The 23,075-nt window shown below is 62.8% G+C and carries 31 protein-coding genes and 1 tRNA gene; 11 read left to right on the top strand and 21 right to left on the bottom strand.

Annotated elements, in window-relative coordinates:
* Nucleotide 1 precedes the first annotated feature (1 nt).
* Nucleotides 2-856 (top strand): ABC transporter permease, encoded by an 855-nt coding sequence (locus NK8_RS06655; protein WP_225936220.1) that lies wholly within the window; start codon nt 2-4, stop codon nt 854-856.
* A 57-nt stretch (nt 857-913) separates the two neighbouring features.
* Here NK8_RS06655 and gnd read toward each other — a convergent pair whose 3' ends face one another.
* The 3 genes from gnd to NK8_RS06640 form a co-directional block, all read right to left on the bottom strand.
* Nucleotides 914-1,894, bottom strand: a complete 981-nt coding sequence (gene gnd, locus NK8_RS06650; RefSeq protein WP_213228250.1) for a phosphogluconate dehydrogenase (NAD(+)-dependent, decarboxylating) — start codon at nt 1,892-1,894, stop codon at nt 914-916.
* A gap of 6 nt (nt 1,895-1,900) precedes the next feature.
* Nucleotides 1,901-3,994, bottom strand: coding sequence for a transketolase (tkt, locus tag NK8_RS06645; RefSeq protein WP_213228248.1), 2,094 nt, complete (start codon nt 3,992-3,994; stop codon nt 1,901-1,903).
* 259 nt (nt 3,995-4,253) lie between these two features.
* A complete protein-coding gene (locus NK8_RS06640; RefSeq protein ID WP_213228246.1) occupies nt 4,254-5,306 on the bottom strand; it encodes an NADP(H)-dependent aldo-keto reductase in 1,053 nt (350 codons plus the stop codon).
* Nucleotides 5,307-5,472: 166 nt separating this feature from the next.
* Here NK8_RS06640 and NK8_RS06635 point away from each other — a divergent pair, with 166 nt between their 5' ends.
* A complete protein-coding gene (locus NK8_RS06635) occupies nt 5,473-6,897 on the top strand; it encodes an MFS transporter (RefSeq protein ID WP_213228244.1) in 1,425 nt (474 codons plus the stop codon).
* A gap of 24 nt (nt 6,898-6,921) precedes the next feature.
* Here the strand turns inward: NK8_RS06635 and NK8_RS06630 are convergent, their stop codons facing one another.
* Together NK8_RS06630 and NK8_RS06625 are read right to left on the bottom strand one after the other, a co-directional pair.
* Nucleotides 6,922-7,212 carry an XRE family transcriptional regulator gene (locus NK8_RS06630; protein WP_035498796.1) on the bottom strand — a complete coding sequence of 97 codons (291 nt, stop codon included), beginning with the start codon at nt 7,210-7,212 and terminating at the stop codon, nt 6,922-6,924.
* 1 nt (nt 7,213) lies between these two features.
* A complete protein-coding gene (locus NK8_RS06625; RefSeq protein WP_213228242.1) occupies nt 7,214-7,561 on the bottom strand; it encodes a type II toxin-antitoxin system RelE/ParE family toxin in 348 nt (115 codons plus the stop codon).
* A gap of 195 nt (nt 7,562-7,756) precedes the next feature.
* Between NK8_RS06625 and NK8_RS06620 the strand changes: the two genes are divergently transcribed.
* The 4 genes from NK8_RS06620 (at nt 7,757) to NK8_RS06605 (ending at nt 9,378) form a co-directional block, all read left to right on the top strand.
* Nucleotides 7,757-7,954 carry a hypothetical protein gene (locus tag NK8_RS06620; RefSeq protein WP_061176201.1) on the top strand — a complete coding sequence of 66 codons (198 nt, stop codon included), beginning with the start codon at nt 7,757-7,759 and terminating at the stop codon, nt 7,952-7,954.
* A 192-nt stretch (nt 7,955-8,146) separates the two neighbouring features.
* On the top strand, nt 8,147-8,536 hold the full coding sequence (locus NK8_RS06615; RefSeq protein WP_162065535.1) for a hypothetical protein: 390 nt from the start codon (nt 8,147-8,149) through the stop codon (nt 8,534-8,536).
* A 4-nt stretch (nt 8,537-8,540) separates the two neighbouring features.
* Nucleotides 8,541-8,879 (top strand): hypothetical protein, encoded by a 339-nt coding sequence (locus NK8_RS06610; protein ID WP_213228240.1) that lies wholly within the window; start codon nt 8,541-8,543, stop codon nt 8,877-8,879.
* A gap of 37 nt (nt 8,880-8,916) precedes the next feature.
* Nucleotides 8,917-9,378 (top strand): lytic transglycosylase domain-containing protein, encoded by a 462-nt coding sequence (locus tag NK8_RS06605; RefSeq protein ID WP_213228238.1) that lies wholly within the window; start codon nt 8,917-8,919, stop codon nt 9,376-9,378.
* Here the strand turns inward: NK8_RS06605 and NK8_RS06600 are convergent.
* Together NK8_RS06600 and NK8_RS06595 are read right to left on the bottom strand one after the other, a co-directional pair.
* On the bottom strand, nt 9,375-9,737 hold the full coding sequence (locus tag NK8_RS06600; protein ID WP_162065532.1) for a hypothetical protein: 363 nt from the start codon (nt 9,735-9,737) through the stop codon (nt 9,375-9,377). The two genes, NK8_RS06605 and NK8_RS06600, sit on opposite strands and share 4 nt — an antisense overlap.
* 85 nt (nt 9,738-9,822) lie before the next feature.
* Nucleotides 9,823-10,560: an SDR family oxidoreductase gene (locus NK8_RS06595; protein ID WP_213228236.1), complete on the bottom strand. Its 738-nt coding sequence runs from the start codon at nt 10,558-10,560 to the stop codon at nt 9,823-9,825.
* A gap of 244 nt (nt 10,561-10,804) precedes the next feature.
* Between NK8_RS06595 and NK8_RS06590 the strand changes: the two genes are divergently transcribed.
* On the top strand, nt 10,805-11,836 hold the full coding sequence (locus NK8_RS06590) for a methyltransferase (RefSeq protein WP_213228234.1): 1,032 nt from the start codon (nt 10,805-10,807) through the stop codon (nt 11,834-11,836).
* 31 nt (nt 11,837-11,867) lie between these two features.
* On the opposite strand, the gene NK8_RS06585 is transcribed toward NK8_RS06590, so the two are convergent.
* The 3 genes from NK8_RS06585 to NK8_RS06575 form a co-directional block, all read right to left on the bottom strand.
* Nucleotides 11,868-12,071, bottom strand: coding sequence for a hypothetical protein (locus NK8_RS06585; protein ID WP_162065529.1), 204 nt, complete (start codon nt 12,069-12,071; stop codon nt 11,868-11,870).
* A 113-nt stretch (nt 12,072-12,184) separates the two neighbouring features.
* The gene (locus NK8_RS06580) at nt 12,185-12,580 is read right to left on the bottom strand and encodes a DUF5594 family protein (protein WP_213228232.1); all 396 of its coding nucleotides are present in this window, start codon (nt 12,578-12,580) and stop codon (nt 12,185-12,187) included.
* 37 nt (nt 12,581-12,617) lie between these two features.
* Nucleotides 12,618-12,920 (bottom strand): hypothetical protein, encoded by a 303-nt coding sequence (locus NK8_RS06575; protein ID WP_162065527.1) that lies wholly within the window; start codon nt 12,918-12,920, stop codon nt 12,618-12,620.
* Between the two features lie 183 nt (nt 12,921-13,103).
* Here NK8_RS06575 and dusA point away from each other — a divergent pair, with 183 nt between their 5' ends.
* The 4 genes from dusA (at nt 13,104) to NK8_RS06560 (ending at nt 15,963) form a co-directional block, all read left to right on the top strand.
* On the top strand, nt 13,104-14,108 hold the full coding sequence (gene dusA, locus NK8_RS06570; RefSeq protein ID WP_213228230.1) for a tRNA dihydrouridine(20/20a) synthase DusA: 1,005 nt from the start codon (nt 13,104-13,106) through the stop codon (nt 14,106-14,108).
* 118 nt (nt 14,109-14,226) lie between these two features.
* Nucleotides 14,227-14,302: transfer RNA gene (locus NK8_RS06565), tRNA-His, on the top strand.
* Nucleotides 14,303-14,725: 423 nt separating this feature from the next.
* On the top strand, nt 14,726-14,854 hold the full coding sequence (locus NK8_RS43365; protein WP_301549867.1) for a hypothetical protein: 129 nt from the start codon (nt 14,726-14,728) through the stop codon (nt 14,852-14,854).
* Nucleotides 14,851-15,963, top strand: a complete 1,113-nt coding sequence (locus NK8_RS06560) for an acyltransferase (RefSeq protein ID WP_213228228.1) — start codon at nt 14,851-14,853, stop codon at nt 15,961-15,963. Before NK8_RS43365 ends, NK8_RS06560 begins: the two co-directional genes overlap by 4 nt.
* A 3-nt stretch (nt 15,964-15,966) precedes the next feature.
* Here the strand turns inward: NK8_RS06560 and NK8_RS06555 are convergent, their stop codons facing one another.
* The 11 genes from NK8_RS06555 to NK8_RS06505 form a co-directional block, all read right to left on the bottom strand.
* Nucleotides 15,967-16,272 carry a hypothetical protein gene (locus tag NK8_RS06555; RefSeq protein ID WP_213228226.1) on the bottom strand — a complete coding sequence of 102 codons (306 nt, stop codon included), beginning with the start codon at nt 16,270-16,272 and terminating at the stop codon, nt 15,967-15,969.
* A 2-nt stretch (nt 16,273-16,274) separates the two neighbouring features.
* Nucleotides 16,275-17,813: a hypothetical protein gene (locus tag NK8_RS06550; RefSeq protein WP_213228224.1), complete on the bottom strand. Its 1,539-nt coding sequence runs from the start codon at nt 17,811-17,813 to the stop codon at nt 16,275-16,277.
* Nucleotides 17,814-18,004: 191 nt separating this feature from the next.
* Nucleotides 18,005-18,289, bottom strand: coding sequence for a hypothetical protein (locus NK8_RS06545; protein ID WP_213228222.1), 285 nt, complete (start codon nt 18,287-18,289; stop codon nt 18,005-18,007).
* A 17-nt stretch (nt 18,290-18,306) separates the two neighbouring features.
* Nucleotides 18,307-19,920, bottom strand: coding sequence for a hypothetical protein (locus NK8_RS06540; RefSeq protein WP_213228220.1), 1,614 nt, complete (start codon nt 19,918-19,920; stop codon nt 18,307-18,309).
* 21 nt (nt 19,921-19,941) lie between these two features.
* The gene (locus NK8_RS06535; protein ID WP_213228218.1) at nt 19,942-20,355 is read right to left on the bottom strand and encodes a hypothetical protein; all 414 of its coding nucleotides are present in this window, start codon (nt 20,353-20,355) and stop codon (nt 19,942-19,944) included.
* 4 nt (nt 20,356-20,359) lie between these two features.
* Nucleotides 20,360-20,938, bottom strand: coding sequence for a lysis system i-spanin subunit Rz (locus tag NK8_RS06530; protein ID WP_213228216.1), 579 nt, complete (start codon nt 20,936-20,938; stop codon nt 20,360-20,362).
* Nucleotides 20,935-21,231, bottom strand: coding sequence for a DUF6527 family protein (locus NK8_RS06525; protein ID WP_213228214.1), 297 nt, complete (start codon nt 21,229-21,231; stop codon nt 20,935-20,937). The genes NK8_RS06530 and NK8_RS06525 overlap by 4 nt, the downstream gene beginning before the upstream one ends.
* A gap of 1 nt (nt 21,232) precedes the next feature.
* Nucleotides 21,233-21,754, bottom strand: coding sequence for a hypothetical protein (locus NK8_RS06520; RefSeq protein ID WP_213228212.1), 522 nt, complete (start codon nt 21,752-21,754; stop codon nt 21,233-21,235).
* Complete coding sequence (locus tag NK8_RS06515; RefSeq protein ID WP_213228210.1) at nt 21,726-22,013, bottom strand: hypothetical protein; 288 nt, start codon at nt 22,011-22,013, stop codon at nt 21,726-21,728. Before NK8_RS06515 ends, NK8_RS06520 begins: the two co-directional genes overlap by 29 nt.
* Nucleotides 22,014-22,097: 84 nt before the next feature.
* Nucleotides 22,098-22,661: a hypothetical protein gene (locus NK8_RS06510; protein WP_213228208.1), complete on the bottom strand. Its 564-nt coding sequence runs from the start codon at nt 22,659-22,661 to the stop codon at nt 22,098-22,100.
* Nucleotides 22,645-23,064, bottom strand: coding sequence for a hypothetical protein (locus NK8_RS06505; RefSeq protein WP_213228206.1), 420 nt, complete (start codon nt 23,062-23,064; stop codon nt 22,645-22,647). Before NK8_RS06505 ends, NK8_RS06510 begins: the two co-directional genes overlap by 17 nt.
* Nucleotides 23,065-23,075: the final 11 nt, after the last annotated feature.

The following is a 23,075-nucleotide window of genomic DNA, read 5'->3' as shown; positions in this document are numbered from 1 at the left end:
AATGGATACCCTCGATCAATCCCGCGTCGACAAAAAGCGCGCGCACAGGCCGACGGCGCACGCGGATAGCTTCACGCCGCTGTCCAGCGCGCTGCCCGCCAACGGCACGCACTGGATGTCGGTATGGCTGCGCAACTATCTCGTGTGGAGAAAGCTCGCGATCGCCTCGATGATCGGCAATCTCGCCGATCCGATGATCTATCTCTTCGGCCTCGGGCTGGGTCTCGGCCTGATGGTCGGACACGTCGACGGCGTGTCGTATATCGCGTTTCTCGCGGCGGGCACGGCGGCGTCGAGCGTGATGATGTCCGCGAGCTTCGAGGCGATGTATTCAGGCTTCTCGCGCATGCACGTGCAGCGCACGTGGGAAGCGATCATGCACACGCCGCTCACGCTCGGCGATATCGTGCTGGGCGAGATCGTCTGGGCCGCGAGCAAATCGGTGCTGTCCGGCGTGGCGATCATGGTCGTCGCGGGCGCGCTCGGCTATGCGAGCTTTCCGTCGATGCTGATCGCGCTGCCCGTCATCGTGCTCACGGGACTCGCGTTTGCCAGCACCGCGATGGTCATCACCGCGCTCGCGCCGAGCTACGACTTCTTCATGTTCTATCAGACGCTCGCGCTCACGCCGATGCTCCTGCTCTCCGGCGTGTTCTTTCCGATCGCGCAACTGCCCGCGCTCGCGCAGCACGTCACGCAGGTGCTGCCGCTCTTTCACGCGGTCGAACTGATTCGTCCCGCGATGCTCGGCCGCCCGTTCGACGGCCTGGCCGTGCACGTGCTCGTGCTGATCGCGTATGCGGTCGTGCCGTTCTTTCTCTGCGCGTGGCTTTTCAGGCGGCGCATGATGAAATGAAAAAAGGCGATGGACTGCGAAGTCCATCGCCGTTTTCACATCGTCGACGAAACAGCGCTACTTCGCCGGAAACTCGTGGTGCCCGCCGAAGCCGAAGCGCATCGCGGAGAGCATGCGCTCGGGGAACGATTCGGCATCGCGCGAGCGGAAGCGCGTGTAAAGCGCCGCCGACAAGACCTGCGCCGGCACCGCTTCCTCGATCGCCGCCTCGATGGTCCAGCGCCCTTCGCCGCTGTCCGCGACTTCCGTCGAGAAGCGTTCGAGCGTGCCATCGGTGGCGAGTGCGCCGGCGGTCAGATCGAGCAGCCATGACGACACCACGCTGCCGCGCCGCCATACTTCGGCGATATCCGCGAGATCGAGCGTATAGCGTTCGCCTTCCGCCAGATCCTTCGATTCCTTGTGCCTGAGGATGTGGAAGCCTTCGGCATACGCCTGCATCAGTCCATACTCGATGCCGTTGTGCACCATCTTCACGAAGTGTCCCGAACCGACCGGCCCGCAATGCATATAGCCGTTCTCGACGCGCGCATCGCGTCCTTCGCGGCCCGGCGTGGCGGGAATGTCGCCGCGTCCGGGCGCGAGCGTCGCGAGAATCGGATCGAGCCGGCGCACGACCGCTTCGTCGCCGCCGATCATCATGCAGTAGCCGCGCTCCAGTCCCCAGATGCCGCCCGACGTGCCGACATCGACGTAATGAATGCCCTGCTCGCGCAACTGCGCGGCGCGCCGGATATCGTCCTTGTAGAAGCTGTTGCCGCCGTCGATGATCACGTCGTCCGCGCCGAGGCTCTTGTGCAGATCATTCAGCGTGTCCTCGGTGATCTTGCCCGCGGGCAGCATCAGCCAGACGACGCGCGGCGCGGCCAGCTTCGCGACGAGATCGCCCAGATCCTTCGCGCCCGTCGCGCCTTCACTGGCGAGCGCCTCGGTCGCCTGCGGGTTGTGGTCGTACACGACGCACGTGTGCCCGCTGCGCATCAGACGCCGCCCGATGTTGCCACCCATGCGTCCCAGTCCCACGATGCCGATCTGCATGATGATTCACTCCTTGCCGTTGGATTTCACGCGCGCGATCTGCTTCTTCGCTTCTTCGTAGACGCGCTCCGGCGTGAAGCCGAATTTCGTCTTGAGCGCCTTCAATGGCGCCGACGCGCCGAACGTGTGCATCACGATCTGCGATCCCAGGCGGCCGACGTAGCGATCCCAGCCGAGCGTCGCGGCCTGCTCGACACACACGCGCGCATTCACGTCCGGCGGCAGCACCGAGTCCTTGTACGCCTGATCCTGCTTCTCGAAGATGTCCCATGACGGCATCGACACGACGCGCGCCGCGATGCCCTCGGCCTTCAGCTTCTCGTACGCCTCGACGCACAGCGACACTTCGCTGCCCGTCGCGAGCAGCAGCACTTCGGGCTTCTTGCCGCCTTCGGTATCGGCGAGCACGTACGCGCCGCGCTTCACGCCATCGGCCGATGCGTATTTCTTGCGATCGAAAGTCGGCAGCGGCTGGCGCGTCAGCACGATGCACGACGGCTCCTTCGGATGCGACAGCGCGACGCGCCACACTTCAGCCACTTCGTTCGCATCGGCGGGACGCAGCGTCGAGAGGCCCGGCACGCCGCGCAAGGACGCCAGTTGCTCGATCGGCTGATGCGTCGGTCCATCTTCGCCGACGCCGATCGAATCGTGCGTGAACACGTAGATCACCGGCACTTCCATGATCGCGGAGAGTCGGATCGGCGGCTTCATGTAGTCGCTGAAGATCAGGAACGTCGATCCATACGGCCGCAATCCGGATAGCGCGAGGCCATTGCAGACCGCGCCCATGCCGTGCTCGCGGATGCCGAAATGCAGGTTGCGCCCGTCGTAGCTGTCGTGTTCGAAACTGCCCGCGCCCTCGAACTTGAGGTTCGTCTTGGTCGAAGGCGACAGATCCGCCGAGCCGCCGATCAGCCAGGGCAGGCGCGGCGCGATCGCGTTGAGCACCTTGCCCGACGAATCGCGCGTCGCGATGCCCTTTTCGTCCGGCTCGAAGGTGGGAATATCGGCGTCCCAGCCTTCAGGCAGCTTGTTCTGGAGCATCTGCCACGCTTCTTTCGCGAGCTCCGGATTCGACTTCTCGTAGGCGTCGAAGCGCTGCTTCCACTCGGCGTGCAGCTTCTTGCCGCGCGCGCCCATGCCGTCGGCGAAATGCTGCATGACGCCGTCGGGCACGTAAAACTGCTTGTCCTCGGGCCAGCCGTAGAACTTCTTCGCGAGCTTGATTTCGTCCTCGCCGAGCGGCTCGCCGTGCGCGCCGGACGTGTCCTGCTTGTGCGGCGCGCCCCAGCCGATGATGCTCTTCACGACGATCAGCGTCGGCTTGTCGGTGTGGGACTTCGCCTTGTTGATCGCGTCTTCGAGCGCGCTGGCGTCGTTGGCGTCGTCTACGTGCAGCGTATGCCAGTTGTAGCCGTGAAAGCGCGCTTCGACATCGTCGCTGTACGCGAGGTCCGTGTGACCTTCGATCGTGATGCGGTTGCTGTCGTAGATCCAGATGAGGTTCGACAGCCGCAGATGCCCCGCGAGCGACGCCGCTTCGTGCGATACGCCTTCCATCATGTCGCCGTCGCCGCACAGTGCGTAGACGCGGTAATCGAAGATCGTGTCATTGCCCTTGTTGAAGTGAGCTTCCTTCCAGCGCGCGGCCATCGCCATGCCGACGCTGTTGCCGAGACCCTGCCCGAGCGGGCCGGTCGTGGTTTCGACGCCGGTCGTCATGCGGTATTCCGGGTGGCCCGGCGTCTTGCTGTCGAGTTGCCGGAAATGCTCGATGTCGTCGAGCGAGACCGCGGGCTTGCCGGTCGGCTTGCCGTCCTGGCCGAATTCCTTCACGCCCGCCAGATGCAGCAGCGAATACAGCAGCATCGACGCGTGACCGACCGACAGCACGAAGCGGTCGCGATTCGGCCAGAGCGGCGCGTCGGGATCGTAGCGCAGATGGTTCTGCCAGAGATGGAAGGCGACGGGCGCAAGCGCCATCGGCGTGCCGGGGTGGCCGGAATTGGCCTTTTGCACGGCGTCCATCGAGAGGGTACGGATGGTGTCGATCGTCAGACGATCGAGATCTTTGGCCTGCGGTGTTGCTTGAGACATGAGCGACGACTCCTTTGCAAAGAGCGCGCTGTGGCGAAAGGCGCCGCAGCGGGCAACCAGGACCATCGAGCAAGTGTAGTGCCTTGCAGCCGGCACCGCACGGCGAGTATTGCGAGAGGCGCGCCGTGCCGCATCACTGCGGCACGGCAAACGGATGCGGTTTCAGAAAATGGGCTGACCCGCCGCACGAACGTCAATGCTGACACATTCGCGGCCAGCCCATCCGATTCTTCGACAAATCGTTGACCGGACAGGGAATTCAGGGCGCCGGATTCGGCTGGCGTTCGTGCAGTGCTTCGATTTCGGCCAGAATTTCGTCCGACAGTTCCACGTTCACGCTCTCGATGTTCTCCTTCAACTGCGGCATCGACGTCGCGCCGATCAGCGTGCTCGTCGTGAATGGCCGCGTGTTGACGAACGCGAGCGCGAGTTGCGTGGGCGTCAGGCCGTGACGCTTCGCCAGTTCGACATACGACGAGATTGCCGCGACCGCTTGCGGCTTGCTGTAGCGCTGGAAACGTTCGTACAGCGTGATGCGCGCGCCGGCCGGACGTGCGCCGCCTTCGTACTTGCCCGACAGCCAGCCGAACGCGAGCGGCGAATACGCGAGCAGCCCGACGCCTTCCTGGTGCGTGAACTCCGACAGCCCGAGTTCATACGTGCGGTTCACGAGACTGTACGGATTCTGAATGCTGACGATCTTCGGCAGGCCCACTTTCTCTGCTGCCCGCAGGAACTGGGCGACGCCCCACGGCGTTTCGTTCGACACACCCACATAGCGGATCTTGCCCGCCTTCACGATCTCGGCAAGCGCGGCGAGCGTTTCCTCGATCGGCACCGTGTATTCGTCTTCCAGATACGGATAGTTCGGGCGTCCGAAGGTCATGGTGCTGCGGTCGGGCCAGTGCAGCTGATACAGATCGACGTAATCGGTTTGCAGGCGCTTCAGGCTGCCGTCGATGGCCTCGTTCAGGTTTTTGCGATCGAACTGGTTGCCCGCGCCGCGAATGTGCCGCGGATTGTGCGGCTGACGCGCGGGCCCGGCGATCTTCGTCGCCAGCACGATGTCCGCGCGCTTCGCAGCGTTCTTCGCGAGCCACGTACCGATATATTCCTCCGTGCGGCCCTGCGTTTCGGGGCGCGGCGGCACCGGGTACATTTCGGCGGCATCGATCAGATTCACGCCCTGAGCGAGCGCGTATTCGATCTGCTCGTGTGCGTCGCTTTCAGTGTTCTGCTCGCCCCAGGTCATGGTGCCGAGCCCGATCAGACTCACATCGACACCCGAATCACCCAGTTTCCGAAACTTCATTGCTCAGTCCTCTTGTTGGCGTAGTGTTTGCGCGCTGTCGGCGCATTGTCGGAAATGCTGCTTGGCTGGTTTTCCGGCAATCGCAAAAACTACCATAGCCGCGAAAGGTCTGCTCTCGCGGCTAGAATGGCAGGCTTCCAATACGTCAGGCAGGAGCGCGTCACCGATGCCGTCTGCAAGTGTCAGCGAGAACAAAGGCTCGTCGCTCATCATCATGCTGGTCGCGGCGACCTTCTTCATGGAGAACCTCGACGGCACGATCATCGCCACCGCCTTGCCGCAGATGGCGCGCTCATTCAGCGTGCATCCCGCCGACATGAGCCTCGGCATCACGGCCTATCTGCTCACGCTCGCGGTCTTCATTCCGATTTCCGGCTGGGCCGCCGACCGCTTCGGGCTGCGTACCGTGTTCGCGAGCGCGATCGCGGTGTTCACGGCGGCATCCGTGCTATGCGCGACGACCTCGACTCTGCCCGCGTTCGCCGCGGCGCGCGTGCTGCAGGGCATCGGCGGCGCGATGATGGTGCCGGTCGGACGCCTCGCCGTGCTGCGCGCGACGCCCAAGGAAGGGCTGATGCGCGCGATCGCGATCATCACCTGGCCGGGCCTCGTCGCTCCGGTGATCGGCCCGCCGCTCGGCGGTTTCATCACGACCTACTCGTCGTGGCGCTGGATCTTCTATCTGAACGTGCCGCTCGGTCTGATCGGCCTGCTGCTGACGCTGCGCTACATCGGCAACGAACGCGAGGACGCGACGCGCCGCTTCGATCTGCCGGGGTTCGCGCTGTGCGGCATCGCATGCACGACGCTGCTCTACGCGATGGAACTGATCGGCCGCAGCGACGCCGACTGGACCCTGGTCGGCGTGCTGGTCGCCGTGGGCGGGGTGTCGGGTATCGCGTCGTACTGGCATCTGCGGCGCGCGGCGCAGCCGGTCGTCGATGTGTCGGCGCTGAAGGTGAAGACGTTCGCCGTATCGATGACCGGCGGGTCGCTCTTTCGCATCGCGATCAGCGCGGCGCCGTTCCTGTTGCCGCTGATGTTCCAGGTCGGCTTCGGCATGAACGCGTTCGAATCCGGCCTGCTCACGCTTGCCGTGTTCGCCGGCAATCTGTCGATGAAGCTCGTCACCACGCCCGTGATGCGCCAGTTCGGCTTCCGGTCGGTGCTGATCGTGAACGGCGTGCTCGCCGCCTTGTCGCTCGCCGCGATGAGCCTGCTCACGCCGACGACGCCCAAACTCCTGATCGTCGTCGTGCTGTTTTTGAGCGGCTTGTCGCGTTCGTTGCAGTTCACGGCGCTGAACACGCTGAGCTTCGCCGACGTGCCGAAAGCGCAGATGAGCGGCGCGTCGGCGCTGTCCAGCACGCTCTTTCAGATGACGATGGGCATCGGCGTCGCGATCGGGGCAATCGCGCTGCGCATCGGCGAGTGGTTCCACGGGCACGATGCTCATTCGATCGGGCCGGAAGATTTCAGCGTCGCGTTTCTGATCGTCGCGTTGGTGGGGCTGGTCGGCGTGGTGGATCTGTTCGGGCTCGCGAAGGACGCGGGGGCGCTGGTTTCGGGGCATGGGAAGCGGAAGGCGTGATGCCGCGCCCAAGCCTTACGCAACCTACGAAGCGTTGACGAGTTCAAACCTGAATCGCTTGCCGAGCGCCGCCGCCGCGCTCGCCAGCGTCGTCAGCGTCAGACTCGTATCGGTCTCGTCCAGCAAGCGGTTGAGCGCAGAGCGGCTCGTTTTCATCTTCGCCGCCATCGCGGTCTTCGTGATGTGCTGCGCCTTCATCTCCTGCTCGATTTGCCACGCGATCACGCGTTTGATCGCCGTGGCCGTGACTTCCTCGAGAATGCCTTCGTCCTGAAGGAAATCGTCAAAGTCGCTTCCGACGTGCTTCTTGGTCATATCACCCTCCGTCGTGAATTTCTTTCATGCGCGCTTCGGCCAGATCGAAATCGCCTTTGGGAAGCGCCTGAGATTTCTTGATGAAGCCGTGGAGCAGAACCATTTCGCCGTCTTTTACGGTGAACAGAACCCGCGCGATTCGTTGATGCAGATGGATTCGTACTTCCCACAGACCCTTCGCGAGTTTTCTGACCAGCGGCATTCCGAGTGGCCATCCAATCTGGACGGTCTTGATGTCAGCGCCAATGGCTTTCTTGTCTGCCAAATCCATAACGCTCAGCCATTCACGAACGGGTTCACTGCCTGACGACTGCCGAAAAAAACGAACTTTCAGAACGACTTGCTGCATTTCCTAGTGCCTTGTTCTTATTTCCAGATCTGACTTTCATGATTGCAAGCTACCCGAACGTTTTGACTCTTTTTGTTATGCACACGACCTCGTACCTTCGTGTGCTGCGTGCATCGTACCAATTTTGGTACATCACGTAAAGTGAATGTCGCGTCGCGGACTAAAGCCTTCGCCTCGCCTGCCGTAATCCCCCGTATGAACTCCCACACCCTCGACGCGCTCTCCGCCTTGACCGAAACGGTCGCCGCCATCCGCCACGCGCGTGGCCTCAAGAATCCGCACGATTTCCCGGAAGGCTCGCCCGACCGCCAGCGCGTCGCCGACGCCTTCGCCGACGACTTCCTGCGCGCGCTCGACGCCGAGCCGAGCATCGGCGCGTGGTGGCCCATCTGACGAATCCGGCGCGTCATCTCACCGTCACATCGGCAACGTCGCCGTATCGATTACGACGATCCGCGTAAGCCGGTTTCCCGAATCGACATCTTCTGAGTCAAGTTTTGCTATTTGGCGAAACGTTTGCGCGCGGCCATCAAGTCGCGCTCACGCGCGCCGACAACTCGCATATAGCCATGACTCAATCAGGAGATGCCAGTGAAGTGGGTAGCGTCACTTTTTGCCATCGTCGTCGCAGTCGCCGTGACCGGCTGCGCGCCGATGCCCGCGGCCAGCACGGCCCAGATCGATAAGCCGGCGGCGCCCGCCGAGATCGTCCGTTTCGAGATTCCCGCCGACGCGCTCGGCGCGCGCGATCCGCAACTCACCGCGATCCTCGCGAAAGCCGGCGCGCTCGCGGCCGCGCAAAAGCAGCCGACGACCATTCTCGTCACGGCGCTCGCGCAAGACTTCCCCTATCTCAATCAGGCGATCTGGAAAGGCGTGCCGGCCCGCCACACGGTCAGGCTCAGCCTGGAAAACCTCACCGCCGGCGCGCGACAGCCCTACAGCGTGGCCATCAAGCCGACTCAGGGAGGCTGACGCCATGCGCCCGATGCTCATTCTTTGCGCCAGCATGCTCGTCATGTCGAGCGCCTTTGCCGGCCCGCTCGACGTGAGCGCGCCCGCGTCCGTGCAGACGCTCGCCGCTCTCGGCCCCGCCGTGCAGAAGGTTTATCCGCCGCTGCCCACGCTCGCGATGCTGCCGCCAGCAAGCGACGACGACGATGCGCCCGTCAGGACCGCGAGCAAGAAAGGCAAGAAGCCGCGCCGTGTCGCCGATTGCAAATGCAATGGCCCGGAGCCGCGCCTCGTGGTGTCCGACGAATCGCGCACGTATCTGAAGGACGTCGAACGCCGTATCGACACCGCGCTCGCGCAGTAAGCCGCCCCTCGTTCATTTCCCGAAGGAGCCACGCTTCATGTTCCGTTTCACTCATGTCGCGCGCGCCGCCTGCGCGCTGCTCGTCGCGTCGCTCGCGGCCAGCCCCGCTCTCGCCGACGATTGCTTCGAGCAGGCCGCCGCCTATCAGGGCGTCAACCCGCTCGTGCTGCGCGCCGTCGCGTGGCGCGAATCGAAAGGCGATGCCGCCGCGATCAATCGCAATCTCAACGGCTCGATGGATGTCGGCCAGTTGCAGATCAACTCGATTCATTTCCCGGATCTGGCGCGCCACGGAATACCGCATCGCGCGCTCACCGATCCGTGTGTCAACGTGTTCGTCGCCGCGTGGCTGCTGAAGCAGAAGATGGTGAAGCACGGCAATACGTGGCGCGCGGTCGGCGCGTATCACTCGGAATCGCCGAAATATCGCGATGCCTACGCGCGCAGCATCCAGCAGATACTCGTCAGTTGGGGCGAACTGCAGCCGACGATGCGCTAACGCCTCAGCCAGTCGAGCCAGCCGAGCGCGATAGCCGCGTTGACGATCACGCCCAGCGTCGCCGCGAGCGCGGCGATCATGGTCCAGAAAGCGGAGCGGCGCGACGCCTGCGCGGAATCGCGGGCGAGCTGCGCAGCATCGTTCGCCGATGTCACCGACGCGAACATCGCGCGAAACTGCTCGTCCTGACGCGACGCCTCTTTGCGACGCAGCCACGCGCGCTTGAATGGCGCTTCGGGATCGGTGTCGGCGGACTCGTCGAGGTCCGCGCGAATCGATGTTTCTCCCACCGCTTCGTAACGGCGATAGCGCGCTTCGCGGGCCGCATGTGCATCGTTTCGTTCTTCGCTTTCACTCATTCCGATGACCCGTATGTCGTGGCCTTCGGCGATTGTGCGCCTGCTCCATGCGAATTGCGTTCACGATGCGCGGCCCGCGCGCCGCTCAAAGCTGGCTCATGCCGCCGTCGATGATGATCTCCGTGCCGACGATGAAACCCGATTCCGTCGATGCGAGATGCAGCACCGTCGCCGCGACTTCGCTCGACCTGCCGAAGCGACCGAGTGGAATCTGGCTTTGCAGTTGCGCGGCGGCTTCATCGACGAGGCCGAGCTTGCCGTGCAGCGGCGTCGCGACCGGACCGGGGCTCACGACATTCACGCGCGCGCCGCGCGGCAGCAGTTCCGCCGACAGCGTCTTCGCGAGCGACACGAGCGCCGCCTTGCTCGCCGCATACACCGACGACGTCGGCATGCCGATATGCGCGTTGATCGAACCGTTCAGCACGATGGATGCGTCCTGGTTCAGCAGCGGCACGAGCGACTGGATCTGGAAATACGGACCCTTGACGTTGACCGCGAAGGTTTCGTCCCACGCCTTTTCGTCGATATCGGTGAACGGCGCGAACGTGCCGACGCCCGCGTTCACGAACACCGCATCGAGGCGGATGTTCGCATCGGCGAGACGTTGCGCGAGTTCGCGCGCCGCGGCGACGGTACCCGCCACATTGCGGATCGCGATGGCGTTCTCGCCGAGCGTGGCGCGCGCGGTTGCGAGCGCGCTTTCGTCGCGGCCCGTGATGACGACCCGCGCGCCTTCCGCGGCGAATGCCTGCGCCGCCGCGAGACCAATGCCGCTGTTGCCGCCGGTGACCAGAACTGTCTTGCCTTCGAAGCGATTCATGGCGTTCTCCTTGTGTGAACGTTGATCAGTGTGAAGCCATTATGGACGGCGCTTGACGCGCTGCCGTACGATGCTTTAGGCGCACTCGTTCGATATCCTCGAACATGTTTTCGTCTGCGTGATCGTGCGTTATGTGTCCCACACATCTCCTTGAACCGTGCGCGCGCGACGCCTAAAGTTACGCCGTCCTTCCCGCTCGCTTACACCAGCTCCATTTCGTCGTACTTTCGACAGGAGGCGCACCATGCAAGACGCGCGAGGCAATATCGACGGTCAGCCGAATCCGGAACGGCTGCTGCAAATGGGCATGGCGTTCTGGGCGTCGAAAGCGATGCTTTCGGCCGTCGAGCTTGGCGTATTCACGCAACTGGCGACCGGTCCGCAACCGGCAGAGGATCTCACGCGGGCGCTCGGACTGCATCCGCGCGCCGCGCTCGATTTTCTCGACACGCTCGTCGCGCTCGGTCTGCTCACGCGCGATGGCGGCCGCTACGCGAATGCAGGCGACGCCGACATCTTTCTCGATCGCAACAAGCCGACGTATGTCGGCGGACTGCTGGAGATGGCGAACGCGCGGCTGTACCCGTTCTGGGGATCGCTCACCGAGGCGCTGCGCAGCGGGCTGCCGCAGAACGAATCGAAGCAAGGCGGCAATCTCTTCGACACGCTCTACAGCGACCCGGCGCGCCTGCGCGGTTTTCTGCACGCGATGAGCGGCGTGAGCATGGGCGCGGCGCGGGCGATTGCGCGGCAGTTTCCGTGGCGCGAGTACCGCACGTTCATCGATATCGGCGCGGCGCAGGGCGCGCTGCCGGTGCAGGTCGCGCTCGCGCATCCGCATCTGACGGGCGGCGGCTTCGATCTGCCGGTCGTCGGTCCGATCTTCGACGAATACGTCGCCGCGAACGGCCTGCAGGACCGGCTGTGCTTTTATCCGGGCGATTTCTTCAAGGAGCCGTGCCCGTCCGCCGATGTGCTCGTGATGGGTCACATCCTGCACGACTGGAATCTGACGCAAAAGCTCGAACTGCTCGCGAAATGTCACGCGGCATTGCCGCCGGGCGGCTGCCTCATCGTGTACGACGCGATCATCGACGACGAGCGTCGCCAGAACGCGTTCGGCCTGCTGATGAGCCTCAACATGCTGATCGAGACGCCGGGCGGCTTCGACTACACCGGCGCGCAGTGCTGCGCGTGGATGAAGGAAGCGGGCTTCGCGTCGGCGCGCGTCGAGCCGCTGGTCGGACCGGACTCGATGGTGATCGCGACTAAATGAACCGTCGCGTGCCGCACGCCGTGACGCTTCGTCAGTGGTCGTTCGACATGCCTTTCAGGCGGTCGTTGCCCGCATCGCGAGCCGCATCTGAGGTGGAGAAATTTTCTTCGGAGACGATGGCGCGCTTGACGTCGCGCGCCGCGAAATCGACGAGCGTGATGACCCAGATGAAGCCGCCCGCCTGTTCCGCGGTCTGCACGAATGCGCGCAGGTTGCCTTCATTCGACGATGCCATACCGACCTCCTCGTTCATATTGATGCGCCCTGCCGTGCCGCGCGCTGCGTGGCGACGGGCGTTGCGATGCGTCGGCTGAACGGGCGCGAGCGGGCGGCAGCCGGCCGCCGTGATCAGGCCTCGAAGTCGAGACCGCCGAAGAGCACCGACCGCTCCGCCTGCGAGCGCGTCGTGAAATCGACGTCGCGCGCGCCCTGCCAGGCATCGAGCTTGGCGCCGATCGCATCGAGGTATCGCACGAAACGGGCCTCGCCGCCAGCGCCCAGCAGGCGTTCGATTTCCTCGTCGTCCCAGGTCAGAAATACATTCATTGGATATGCATAGCCGCGCCGTTGGTCATCGCCTTTGTGTGGTGCACGCTCGGCGCTGACATGCAGGCGCGTCGGCACGAGCGGACTTTCGTAGGGCAGGACTTCGACGCGCACGCCATGACCGACGACGCGCGTCACGCGCTCCACGATGCGCGGCATGAACTCGGTTTCGAACCGGTGCGCCTGTTGCCGATTCAACGCTGATCTCCGCGAGCGCTCTTCGTTTGCGACTGATTCAGACGGGCGGCAGGTCTTCGAGCGACTTCTCGATCTGACCGTCCTGCACGCGCGCCTCGATGCCGATATGCCCGTTCGCAAACGGCATCGCGATGACTTTCGGGCCGAGAAAGGCACGGCCGCCGAGTATGAAGAGCGTGCGGACTTCCTTGCCGCTCTTGATGGCGTCCACGACCTGCTGGACATCCACGATGGTGGTGGGCGCGGCCCAGTCGTTCGTGGCTGGATCGAAACTGCCCCAGCGCACGCTGGTCACGCGGTCGTTGACCCAGCGCACACCGTCGATCGCCAAAGTAGCCATGTCTGCCTCCGATGCCGTCGTTGGGGGTGGTTTGGAAATCCTAGCATGGTGACGCGATAGGGGTGAACGTTTGCGACGCCCCGCGCGAGCGAACGGCACGACCGAACTGCCGCGCTGCGGTAAAATCGCGGATTCCCCTTCAGATTCAAGGCGGTTCGCCCGAAAGCGCGGCCGCTGTCGCCCATGACAGCCGTATCGAAGATCAGCCCCCGCCGCGTATCCGTCGCACCGATGATGGATTGGACCGACCGCCATTGCCGGTCCCTGCATCGCCTCGTGTCGCGTCATGCGTGGCTCTACACGGAAATGGTGACGACCGGCGCGCTGCTGTACGGCGACGTCGCGCGCCATCTCGCGTTCACGCCCGCCGAAGCGCCCGTCGCGCTGCAGCTCGGCGGCAGCGAGCCCGCCGATCTCGCGAAAAGCGCGAAGCTCGGCGAGCAATGGGGCTACGACGAAATCAACCTGAATTGCGGATGCCCGTCCGAGCGCGTGCAGCGCGGCGCATTCGGCGCGTGCCTGATGAAGGAGCCGCAGCTCGTCGCGGACTGCGTGAAGGCGATGCGCGATGCCGTGTCGGTTCCGGTGACGGTCAAGCATCGCATCGGCGTCGATACGGTCGAGGACTACGAGTTCGTGCGCGACTTCGTCGGCACCATCGCCGATGCTGGCTGCGAGGTGTTCATCGTGCATGCGCGCAACGCGATCCTCAAAGGCCTGAGCCCGAAGGAGAACCGCGAGATTCCGCCGCTCAAGTACGAGTATGCGTATCGCCTGAAGCGCGACTTCCCGCATCTGGAGATCTCGATCAATGGCGGCATCAAGACGCTGGATGAGGTCGACGAGCATCTGAAGCATGTCGACGGCGTGATGCTGGGACGCGAGGCTTATCACAATCCGTACGTGCTCGCGGGCGTCGACACGCGCTTCTATGGCGCGGACACGCCGGTGCTTTCGCGTGAGGAAATCGAGGCGGGACTGATCGGCTATGCGCGTAATGAACTCGCGCGTGGCACGTATCTCGGCGCGGTCACGCGGCATGCGCTCGGGCTTTATCGCGGGGTCGCGGGCGCGCGCGGATGGCGTCGCGTGTTGTCCGACAGTCGCCGTCTCGCAAAGGGCGATCTGACGATTTTCGACGAGGCGCGCGCTCATCTCTGCGAAGCCGCGGAAGCGATCGAATCCTGAGGCGCGTGTGGCGGAAAAAGATGCTCAAAGGGACTAGGCAAGCGCAATCTTTGTTCGTATAATCTCGCTTCTTGATTGCTACGGCAGGTCTGAAGCAGTCAAGGTCGAAGTAACAGTGGTGGCTGTAGCTCAGTTGGTAGAGTCCAGGATTGTGATTCCTGTCGTCGTGGGTTCGAGTCCCATCAGCCACCCCACCGAGAATTCCAAGCGCATCAACGCTTTACAAAAAAGGCACTGTGAAAAATCACAGTGCCTTTTTTGTTTTGGTTCCCGCGAAAATTCCCATTTTGGGAATCGAGGTGCCTTGTATGCTCATATGCCAACGCGTATAGACTGTACATTCATACAGCACACGCGAGGCGGCATCATGGGCCTATTTCAGGGCGAGCTTGGAGCGCACCAGTGCCGAAAGTGCGAGCACTGGGGCGGCGAAGTCGCGAACGGGAATCACGCGGTTTGCGTGCGAGGACCAGGCGATCGCGTCGTAGCGATGCCGGCGAATGAGCGCGCGACGGGAGGCGATGATGAAGTGACCATCAGCACAGAGGCGAAGTCAACTGACCAAACGATGATGGTCGCGGGTGCGGTAAAATCTCGCACGTCCTAAAGAGAGAAAAATGGATACCACTCTTATTGTGCTTTTGGCCGGGCTTGGTCTTTGCGTCGTTGGCCTGCTTATCTGGTATGAAACCGATCGCAGCAAATCGGAGACGGACGAGGAAGTACTCGACCGCATCACCTGGTGAGTGCGCTTCCTGTCGAGCCGACGACGGCCAAAATCGTCGAATACAAATCTGTGCAATCTCTGCGAGCCGTCGCTGCGCTGCTCGTTGCTCTGATGCACATCATTTACTTTTACGTCGCTAGCATGAAGTATCTGGGTGGGCCAATGCCCATACTGGCGACGTTTCACAATTTTAAAGGGTTCGGCGGGTGCGGGGTCGCTATATTCTTCGTGATAAGCGGCTTCATCATGGCTTACCTTCAGTCGATCGGAGAAACGACGAAGTTCTCCGACTTCATGCTTAAGAGAATTACACGCGTCGTACCGCTATATTGGATCACCACGATCGCGTGGGCATACGTTATCAACTCGCCCGGTTCGTTCGAGTTGTCCCGTGTTCTGGAATCGCTATTTTTCATCCCGCGTGAGGACAACACCGCGGTCAATGGTCCGGGCTGGACGCTCAATTTCGAGATGTTCTTTTACGTCCTGTTCGGCGTCGTGACCTTGGTGTTCCGCGTTTCAACGATTTGGATCGGCATTGTTTTCGTCGTGATGGCCGCGCTCGGAGAAGCGACAGGATTCTATGTGTTCACACTTTACACGGACCCGATCGTATGGTGTTTCGTGGCGGGCATCGTAATTTTCCACATTCATCGCTTTCCATTTGTTCGCAGGGAGGCGACCGCTATATTCTGGTTGGGCGTGCTACTGCTGTTCAGCGCGATCTTCTATCATCAGGCCGACTCATCTAGAGGCGTGCGGCAGTTCTTACCGTGGGGCGTCCCATCAATGTTGATCGTGCTCGGCGCTGTCGGAATGGAAGCGGCAGGAAAGGGGATGCGGCTGTTCGGATCGCGGATTGTTCTGCAACTTGGCGCAGCATCATACGCGCTGTATCTGACGCATAGCCTCTGCTTCGTCGGCATCAGCCTCGTCCTGTTATACAAGATCAAGGTTCAGAACTATGTTGGTCCCGACGGCGCGATTCTCGTGTATTTATTGGTTTGCGTTGCGGTCGGGATGCTCACGCATTGGCTTGTCGAAAAGCCGGTGACCAAATTGATGCGGAAGTTGATGCCAAGAAAGCCGGCGCGGCTTCCCACAAATACCGAGCCGGCTGGACGCTGATTGTCACGGACGAGGTACAGAAACTGACGGGTAAGAGAGCACTGAAAAGGCCCCGATAGGCATGCTGACCTCGTGGACGCCAAAGCGCGCTGTCAGCGTCTCATCGTTCCAACTCACATCGCAGGTGTGATCGCGGTCCATCATCCCCTGGTCGAGCAGTGCCGCCCCCTTCTTTCCGCCGCAATCTTTGCTGTGCTCGGTAATGAGCAGCGTCTTGCCGTCGCTGAGTTTGGCGGTCGCCGTATAGCCTTCGGCGAATGCACTGGACGAAGTAACGATTGCGACGGCAGCGATGATGAAACGAAGCATGGTCATTTCTTCAGGAAGATGTCACACAATTCTAGCCGCTCTGTCGCCGTCGGCTGGAAATCCTTGACAATCCGCGCTTCAAATTCAGGCGAGCGATCGTCGCGGCAGACCATCACGGCAGACGCCTGAGCGCCCAGATAGCGCGTCGGGTCGCGATACACATCATCGTAGTGGTGAAAGAACTTCGGCACCGCGAATGCCTTCCGCTCGGCGTAGAAAGGAAACTCACTGCTCCAGTCGTCGCCATAGACGATGATCGGCTTGGCGGGGTCGGTGTTGTCTCGAATGAAATGCGCCGACTGCAGAACAGGAACTTCGGCAACTGGCAGCTCATGCAGCCAGCGGAAGTTCTGCCCGGTGCGGAACGTTTGCACGTTCACGCTAACCAGCGCCACAAGGGCCACTACGCCGGCGACACTCAGTGCCCTTTTCTGACTTGCCATCAGCCCGGCCGTTGCGATCGCCACGGCCAACAACAGGAACGCCTCGCAGGAGATCTGGTAGTACTCGTGCACGAATTGCAGGTTCGTGAATACCATGAAATAGAACAGGAACAGCGCGAGGCTTAGCACGATCAAGCCGCGGTGCTTTCCGTTAAGGAAGACCAAGCCAGCAGCTACTGCGACAACGCCGATCCAGCCGCCGACGTTTGCCTGAATGTTGCGCAGCCAAATGACCCAGTACCAAAGATGCGGGTCAAGCCGATCACCGCCAAAGTTCCATTTCATGAGCGCGCTTGACGTGAGCGCCCGGCCGAACTCGTTCTGCATCTTGACGATGTCGGTGTACTTGGCCCAAGCCGCGCCGATGATAAACGGGATCAGAATAGCGACGACTCCGATCCAGAGTGCGCGCGAGCGCAGGCGATCCGCCATAATCTCGCGCCAGCCCGCGGCAAGCAGCCATAGGCCGAAAACGGGGACCAGCGGGAGAGCCGTCGTCGACTTTTGCAGAATCCCGAGCGTGAGGAAGATGCCGGCAAGAATCGCTGTTTTGAACGAACGATCGCCTTGAATCAGGCTGACTGCGTACGAGACGAAGTAGAGCGAGAAGAACAGCGCAGCGCTTTCCATTAGGAAGGCATTGCCGAAGAAGATGTGCAGCGGCGCAGAGAAGAAGACCGCCGTGGAGGCGAAAAAGTACAGCATCCAGCGATCCGCGAACAGGCTCCGCGACAATCTTGCTATCGGCAGGACGCAGGCCGCGAGAAACAGGTAGCTTACGATATGACCGACGCGCTCAAGGTCGAGCCCAAGCGGGCATGAGATCAGCGAGACGATCCACTGATATAGCGGAAACTCGAACGGGATCGACCATGGAGCGCCACCTACCGGCGTTTCATATGCCAGCTTGAACCCGTCGCGGCACGCCCAATAAGAGGTCAAGGCCGTCTGCGTCTGTCGGAAAGCAAAGTTCCGGATGAGCATGTGATATGAGCTGTACCGGATCGCAATATATCCGCAGTACAGAAAAGCGAGAACCGCGATGACGCCGGCAATCGCAGTGGTGAGCCGAGTTAAATCGTTCTTTTGGGTGGACATGCGCCGCTCCATGATTCGCAGCGGCGCATTATAAAGCAGACTTTACCGGGACCCATCTTGCGCGAATGTAGCCTCTCATCGTCGGCGCGACAGAATACGTCGCGTTGCCGATGAAATAGACGATCGTCGTGGAGGCGACGGATATGCGTACGGTCGGTATTTGTTTGAAAGTGCTCCGGGTTGCGTCGTGGCTAGCGCAATTGCACCGAGACGCTGATCCGGCGCGTCTCGGTCCGTCCCGCGGACGTCTTGATCGTGCAGGCAACGACGTAAGCCGTACCTGCGACGCCGCCAGAAATCCACGCGACCACTACACCGCCGTCGATGGTCGAGGAGTTCACTGTAATTCCGGTGTCGGCCGTCACGGATTTCTCTGCAATCGTTTCTTCCTCTCCCAGCCACGCAGACCAATCCCAGTTGAAGTCGAGAACAGCCTGCGGATCTTTAATGAATGAAGGCACGTAGGGTGATGCCATCTGGCGCTCCAAAGTTGTTATGCCGGCTCGTCGATGCGCACGACGATGACGCGCCTCTCTGGCCCGATTGCGGTCGCGCGCGCTTCACGTGCGACTCGGATTGAACGCCGCTCCGGATCTACAGCAAACGACCGCGCCTCGCGCGCGACGGTGACGACGCGCGATTGAGCGGCGATCAGATAACGAACCGGAATAGAAACGCCATCGCTGCCGACTCGCCCGGCCGCGCTGCCGATGTTCGGAGATTGCACCGCGCTCGCCGCGCCCGAGATCTGCTCGAGCACGGAGCCCGACGCGCTCCCAGTGCCACGCGCTTGCGCAGCGGCCGCACTGCCATCAACGCTCACGCCACCGATCGCCGCGCCAGTGTTGCGCGCTTGCGTGGCCGCGGCAGCACCGTCGATAGGTGGCGTTCCGATCTGATCTGACGCCGCGCCGGTATTCGCGGCCTGCGCGGCCGCGGCGCTGCCTGTCACGCTGACCGATCCCGCTGCATTTGCCGTGCTTCGACTCGTCGAGGACGCCGCGCCATCGATTGGTGGCGATCCAACCTGACCACTCGCCGCCGCGCTGTTCGGTTGCTGCGCGCTGGCCGCGGCGCCGGTCGTCGAAACCGCGCCGCTTCCCGACGTGCCTCCCGAGCTCGTCGAAGCGGCCGCGCCCGACAGCGAGACGCCTCCCGATGCCGCGCCCGCGCCTGGCGCTTGCGTGGCGCTCGCGCCGCCGCTCGCCGACACAGTGCCGCTCGCCGCGCCGTTGCCCGTGCTTATCGCTGCGGCTGATCCAGTCGATGAAACTACGGCCGAGGCCACGCCTGCACCAGGCGCTTGCGTGGCGGCCGCCGTGCCCGCCGTCGAGATGCTGCCGCTCGCCGCGCCCGCGCCCTTCGCTTGCGTCGCCGACGCGCTGCCGCTCGTGTTGACCGCACCTGATGCGGCCGCGCCGCTGACTGCCTGCGTCGCGGCCGCCGTGCCCGACGTGCTCACGCCGCCCGACGCCGCGCCCGTCGACTTGCTCGAGGTGCTCGCGCCCGTGCCGGTGATTGCGGACGGTGCGCTGCTCAGATACTTGATCGCGTGCAGCATGACGTTGTACGAGCTGCCCTGCAGCGTCGTCAGCGTCATCTTCAGCGTGAGCGTCTGCCCCGCCGAGTTCGCGGCCCACGTGATGGTCGTGGCGTAGAACTTCTGATTGCCGCTGCCGGTCGTGCCCGGCGATACCGTATAGGCGGTCGCGCTGCCATCCGATAGCGTCGCGGTCAGCGTGCATGCGCTCGAATACGCCGCCCAGTAGATCGTGAGCGTGCGTGACGTCGTGTCGGCAGGCAGAACTATCTGAATGCCCTGCCCGGTCGCCGTCGTATTGTCGGCATAGATGCCGCCCGCAAGCGCCGTCGCCGATGCCGTGGGCGTGCCATCCGTCCACGTCATCTTCGGGCCGTCGGTGTAGCCCGTGAAGGTGACGCCCGAACCGACCGTCGTCGGCAGGCCGATCGTCGAGCCGCCGCCCGACTTACGGTTGACGGACGTTGCAGACTGAGGAAACTGAATCCAGTCGGTCTGAGCCGGCGACGAGAGATTGAACGTCTCGGTGCCGGCCAGAACAGTGTTCGAACCGGTGAGAGTGCCCATTGCGGTCGCCTTTGCGGCCGATTACTGGCCGTTCGTGTAGGTGCTCGACGAGACGCTGACGGTCTGGCCCTGCGCGATCGTCGTGCTCGACAGATTCAGATCGCATCCGCTCGTGCCGACACTGCCGTCTACGACGGCCGTGCCGCCCGATGTACGCAGGCGATACCACGATGCCGTTTTACCTACGCCTGCCGCTGCGGTGCCAGTGCCATTGCTGATCGCGTTCGCGGTGAGCACGCCGCCCGATGCCGCCGCAGCGAACGTCGCGCTGCAGTTGAGCGTCGCGAGCAGGTTCTGCGTCGTCACGGCCGTGTCGGGGTTAGTCGGTTGCGTGCCGTCATAGATGTCGTATGCGCCGCTCGTGCCGACCTTTGCTGTGATCTGATCCTGTTGGCCGTTCTTGAGCGCGGCGCTGTACTTCAGATTCGATGCCATGTGGTCATTCCTTCGCGGTAGTCGTGAGCATGCATGTGCCCGCGATCACTCCTTGTTGCTGGAGGATGCAGACGTAGTGCTGGAGGTAGTCGGCTTTTGCGCGGGCGTCGCTGTCGGCGTCGTCGACGATCCCGAAAAGAGCTGATCCAAACGCAGGTGATAGCTCGGCTGTGCCACCGGCACCATCGCCCAAGCCGCGGGCGCCTGCGCCTGAATCTGCGGAGTTGCCACCGCTTGCTGGGATGTAGGCGGTGACTGCGACGCGCAGCCGGCGAGCGCCGTCAGCGATAGCAGCGCGATTCTTTGCATTGTCGGCATCATGGGAGGCCTTCTCCTGATTGAGCTTGTCGTCGAGCTGCGCGAGCTGCGCGGCCGCGTCGTTCTGTTTTGCGATCGCCGCGCGCGCCGCATTCGCTGCCGCGTCGGACACGGCCTGAAGTTTCTGCGCATTGATCTCGTTGTCGCGTGCGTGCGCGGTCTGCTCGCTTGCGAGCTTCGTTGCGTCGACCGTGTGCAGCGCGGCGCCCCCAATCGCGATGCCAAGTGCGCCCGCGATGATTCCTGTGATGAGGTATGGGCTCACGCTTCCATCTCCGGAAGGTCGACCGTCCGTCCTGCGAGATCGTGCGTGCTGTCGCCGCAGAATTGGATCTGTCCGTCGGTCACGAACGAGTGACACACCTTTTCCACCGGATCGGTGCGCGGCGTCTCCGTCCACCAGACCTTGATGGATGGCGAGAAGGTCGGCTTGTCGACGTCGCCGTTAAAAGACCAGCGCGGTCGACCTTCGCTCTTCAAGTAGACGACGTGGAGCATGCCGCAGCCAGGGCAATTGAAAAGCGCATCGCCGTTCTGTGTTAGCTGAATTTTTGCCATATCAGTTTCCTCGACAGGCCTGCGCCTCGAGCTGGCGACGCGTCACGATGCCGCCACAGCGGTTCGACGCAATCGCGCAATCCTTGCCAGCGACGAAGCGCCACTTGATGAACTCGCCGCACGCACCGGGGAAGTCGCGCGCGATATAGCGCTTCCGTAGCGTCGATCCCTTGTAGTTCGGCACGCCGATGTTGTAGGCGAGATCCACGACGGCGACCTTCTGCCCGTCCGTCAGCGTGTCGAAGCCGGGCGTGACCGACCGTACCTCGTCGGCATAGCCAGCGAGGCTGTCGCTGAGCATCGACTTGCACTCGGGCAGCGAGTACGCGCGCATCTCGACGTTCGTTTCGCCGAAACAGACCGTCTGGATGTTATTTGCCAGACGGTCGTTATATGGCTTGAGCGACACGCCCTCTTGAGAGGCTGTAAGCGCCACGAGCGCGGCCGCCGCTGCTGCGCCGATCGTCGCCGCTAGTGTCTTCTTGCCGGGTCGCTTACTTGTTTGCCGCGCTTGCGTCGCCATCGGCTGCCTCGGTCGTTGTCGTTTTCGGGGACGTCGTCGTGTAGCGCGCGGCGATGATAGCCAGGCAGCCGACGGTGATCGCGATCGCGAGTCGCCAGCTATCGGGCAGAAGCGATTTCACTTCGTCGGGCATGCCGGTCCAAACGGCCTCGATGAATGGCGATGCGGCGGAAATCGCGCCGAGCGCCGCCGCGATGATGGTCGACGAGTACGTGTGCACCTTGGCCGCGTCATCGACTAGGCGAAGCTTGAGGTTCATAGGTTCTCTGAAAAGAAAAACCCGGCGCGTGGCCGGGTCGAGTCGGGTACTGTTTCCGTTATCGATATGTCGATAACGATCGGGTCATCGTCTGCTGCCTGCCCACGGCGTCGACGGCGCGACCGCCGTCGGATGCGTTGCGGTGTCGAGCTTCTTCTCAGTCGCCTTCGCCGTGCTCGCTGCTTCTGCCGCACTCGCGGTCGCGACGGAGACCTTCTGCTCGACGACCTCAGTTTTCTTCGCGGCCGCTACGGCAGCCGCGGCCGCCGCGCGAGTCTGTTTAAGCATCGTTGCAGTGCGAGCGTCCGTGAGCTTCGCGCGATCGCCAAGGAAACGCAGGGTGTATGCGGCGAGCTCGTGCGTATCAGTCATCTGCGCCTTCAGATCGGCAAGCGCCTGTTCGCTGCGCTCGTTGAGCTTCTCCAGACCCTCGATTCGGCCGGCGAACTCGCGCGTGCAGGCTTCGCGCGTCTCCTGCCGCACCTTCGGGAACCGAGCGAGATACATCGAGCGCTCCGCTTGCCAGCTCGCGCGCTCGACCGACATGCCCCACTGGCCGATGAAGAAGCCGACGGCGGCGACACCTACTAGGCCACCGATGAGACACGCGCCCATAACCCACCAACGCCAGTCACGAACGCGAGACATCTGGCTCCCTCCGGTTGTCGATCGCTCGTTCAAGACGTTCGATCCGAGTTTTCAGTTCGAGCACTTCGGCCTCCGCGCGCTGTGCGCGTCGATCGGCAGCATCGGCTCGTTGCTCTGCGGCTCGCATGAGTTCTTCGGCACGATCAGCGCGCTGGACCGCGAGAAGTTCTCGCGCCTCGGCACGTCCTGCACGCTCCTCAGCCAAGGTGGCAAGCCGCTCGAATCGGCCAATGGCTTCAACCTGCGCAGCAGAGTCGGCCTTAACGATGTTGGCTTCGCCTTCGCTCTCAGCTTGACGGCGACGATCGATCTGCCGCCACATTCGGCCACCGATCCAGAATGTGCCGACGCTGCCGAGAGCGGTCACGATTGACTTGACGCCCTCGTTCCAGAATTCCGACATCGGTATTGCCC

The sequence above is a fragment of the Caballeronia sp. NK8 genome, from assembly GCF_018408855.1.
Taxonomy (GTDB): domain Bacteria; phylum Pseudomonadota; class Gammaproteobacteria; order Burkholderiales; family Burkholderiaceae; genus Caballeronia.
Note: the sequence above shows the minus strand (reverse complement) of the source record. Positions and strands in the feature narration are given on the sequence as shown.